Genomic DNA, 2,706 nt, shown 5'->3' on the forward strand with positions numbered 1-2,706 from the left:
GTCGTTGCAGCTCGTTTGCGCGTACGCGAGCAGGGGTCTGAAATAGATCGACGAATCGCGCGGCTATGCCGAGGAGGCGGGGCAACTGGCCGCGCGGACCGGGGAGTCGCCGGCGCTGTCGCTGTTCTTCGGGCCGACCAACGTGAACATCTGGCGGATCGGGATCGAGGCCGACGGCGGCGACCCCGGCGAGGCGGTGCACATCGCGCGGGGCACCAATCCGGCGGTGATCGAGGCCGGCTGCCGGCAGGTGTTCTTCTACGCCGACGCCGCCCGCGCGATGGCGCAGCTGCGCAACCGCGACCGGGAGGCGATCCGCTACCTGCTGACCGCCGAGCGGGTGGCCCCGCAGCATGTGCACAATTCGCCGATGAGCCGCGAGACGACCCGTGCGCTGCTGGAACGCTCCCGCCGCAACGCCGGCGGCGCCGAGCTGCGGGGCCTGTGCGAGCGGATGCAGGTGGGCTAGGACCCGATCACGGACGTCGCGTGTCGTCGCGGCGGGCGACGGGTATCTCGCTGATCACGGCAGCCGCACGACGTCGGCGAGGATGATGTCGTCGCCGTGGAAGCGGGCCACCGCCGGGCTGTCGTACACGATCAGGGCCAGCTTGTTGTCCGGTTCGCCGATCAGGCCCATGCCCTCGGCGTGGTCGTCGCCCTCGCCGTAGGTGAGCTCCAGCTCCCGGCTGATCATGTCGCCGCGCACCACCGCCGGCATCCCGACCCGCATCGCGTCGTGCCAGCGGTAGATCCGCACCGGCCCGTCCAGGTCCATCGTCGGCCCGGCCAGCACCAGCAGGTCGTCCCCAGCGGGGCACAGGTCACGCACCCCGAGCCCGTCCAGGCGCAGCACGTGCTTGCGGTACGGCCGGCCGTCCTCGAACTCGCGCAGCCGCAGCCGCTGCGGTTCGCCCGGGTCGACGTACGGCCGCAGCTCGAGCACGAACGCCCACCCGCGCAGCACCGGCCCGCGCAGGCCCAGGTAGACCCGGTCCCCGTGCACCGCGATGCCCTCGATGTCCAGCCCGTTGTCCTTTCCGGGGATGGCCAGGAACGGCGCCAGGTGCCGGTCGTCGCGCAGCAGCTCGCGCAGGTTGTCCTGCGGTGCCAGGCACGCCGCCCGCTGGACCGAACCATCGATGACGAGCGACGGCACCGGGGTGGGCAGGCCGTCCACCTCGGCGATCGGCAGGCGTACCAGGATCTGGCGGTTGTCCTGGCCCTCGACCTTGCCGAGCCGGCGCAGCGCCTTGTCACCGGTGTGCCTGGCCTTGATCTGCTTGCGGCGCAGGCTGTGCGATCCGACCGCCCAGAGGAAGTGCCCGCTGCGGGCGAGGCCCTCGATGTCCGCCTCCTCGTTCGGGTCTTCGCCCGGAAGGTCGACGAAGTCACCGAGGTGGAACGTCTGCTCGTCGCCGTACTCGGTGGGGAGCACCGGGTCGTCGGCCACCAGCCGTTCCAGCGTCGCGGTCTCGTCGCCGGCCACCCACAGCACATCGCCGTCGACCCGCACCGCGGAGAGATTGGTGTGTGTCGCGGCGGCGCGGGAGAGGTGGCCGAAGCGCAGCCGGACCGTGCGTTCCAAGGTCATGACGTCATCCTGGCACGATCGGCCGACGGCATCGCCGGTACCGGACCTTGACGGACGGCGCAGGGAACAGAAGCATCTACTTCGGTCGATGTCCTACGGAGGTTCCCGTGCGCCGTGCCGCCCTTGCTCTCCTGCTCCTCGCATCGCTGCTGGTGGCGACGCCGGCGGCGGCCGGACCGCCGGATGACATCTACCGGTACCTCGACGATCCGCAGCTGACCGGCGAGGGGCAGGAGGAGCCACACGCCGACCTGCGTCCGTACCCGTCGACCCGGGCCGCCATCGACCGGGCCGGCGCCAATCCGCTGACCCTGTCGCTGAACGGCGCCTGGCGACTCAAGATCTTCGACAAGCCGGAGGACGCGCGCTTCGACGGGCCCGGCTTCACCGAGGTACGGGTGCCGCACACCTGGCAGTCCGACTTCATCGACCACCCGATCTTCCGCAACATCCCGAGCGAGATCGTCCCCGACGACCCGCCGCGGGTGCCCCGCGACGTCAACCCGACCGGCGCGTACCTGAAGACCTTCACGCTGCCGGCCAACTGGGCCGGCGGTCGCATGTTCCTCCGCTTCGAGGGCGTCACCAGCAACTACCTGGTCTGGGTCAACGGCGAATACGTCGGGTACGACCAGGGCGGCTACACCCCGGCCGAGTACGACGTGACCGACCACCTGCGGGCCGGACGCAACACGATCGCCGTGCAGGTGCACCGCTGGGGTTCGGGCGCCTACCTCGAGGACGTCGACCAGTGGCGGTACAGCGGGATCTTCCGCGACGTGTGGCTGTACCGGACCCCGCAGAGCCGCATCCGCGATGCCTACATCACCACCGACCTGGACTCCGCCTACCGTGACGCCGTGCTGACGGCCCGCCTCGATGCCGACGGTCCGGTGCACGCGCGCCTCTTCGACGGAGACCGGCAGATCGGTGCGGCGACCGGCGCCGGAACGCTGACGATGCCGGTCGGCAATCCCCGGAAGTGGAGCGCCGAGGAGCCCAACCTGTACACGCTGGTGCTGCAGCTGGGCGACCACATCACCGCCCAGCGCATCGGCTTTCGTGAGATCGAGGTGCGGGACAGGCAGATCCAGGTCAACGGCAAGCGCAAC

General features: G+C 70.6%; 3 protein-coding genes. 2 read left to right on the forward strand and 1 reads right to left on the reverse strand.

Annotated elements, in window-relative coordinates:
* Positions 1–142 precede the first annotated feature (142 nt).
* On the forward strand, positions 143–469 hold the full coding sequence (locus AB0M20_RS36650) for a hypothetical protein (RefSeq protein WP_364305276.1): 327 nt from the start codon (positions 143–145) through the stop codon (positions 467–469).
* Positions 470–523: 54 nt separating this feature from the next.
* Here AB0M20_RS36650 and AB0M20_RS36655 read toward each other — a convergent pair whose 3' ends face one another.
* Entirely contained in the window at positions 524–1,594 is a 1,071-nt protein-coding gene (locus AB0M20_RS36655) for a DUF3616 domain-containing protein (protein WP_364305278.1), read from the reverse strand.
* 107 nt (positions 1,595–1,701) lie between these two features.
* Between AB0M20_RS36655 and AB0M20_RS36660 the strand changes: the two genes are divergently transcribed.
* The coding region (locus AB0M20_RS36660) for a sugar-binding domain-containing protein (protein ID WP_364305280.1) at positions 1,702–2,706 on the forward strand (1,005 nt) is incomplete at its 3' end.

It is taken from the genome of Actinoplanes sp. NPDC051633 (assembly GCF_040681735.1).
Lineage (GTDB): Bacteria > Actinomycetota > Actinomycetes > Mycobacteriales > Micromonosporaceae > Actinoplanes.

Excerpts from the sequence above, each read along its gene's own strand:
- AB0M20_RS36655 (WP_364305278.1), bottom strand. The coding sequence starts at position 1,594 with ATGACCTTGGAACGCACGGTCCGGCTGCGCTTCGGCCACCTCTCCCGC.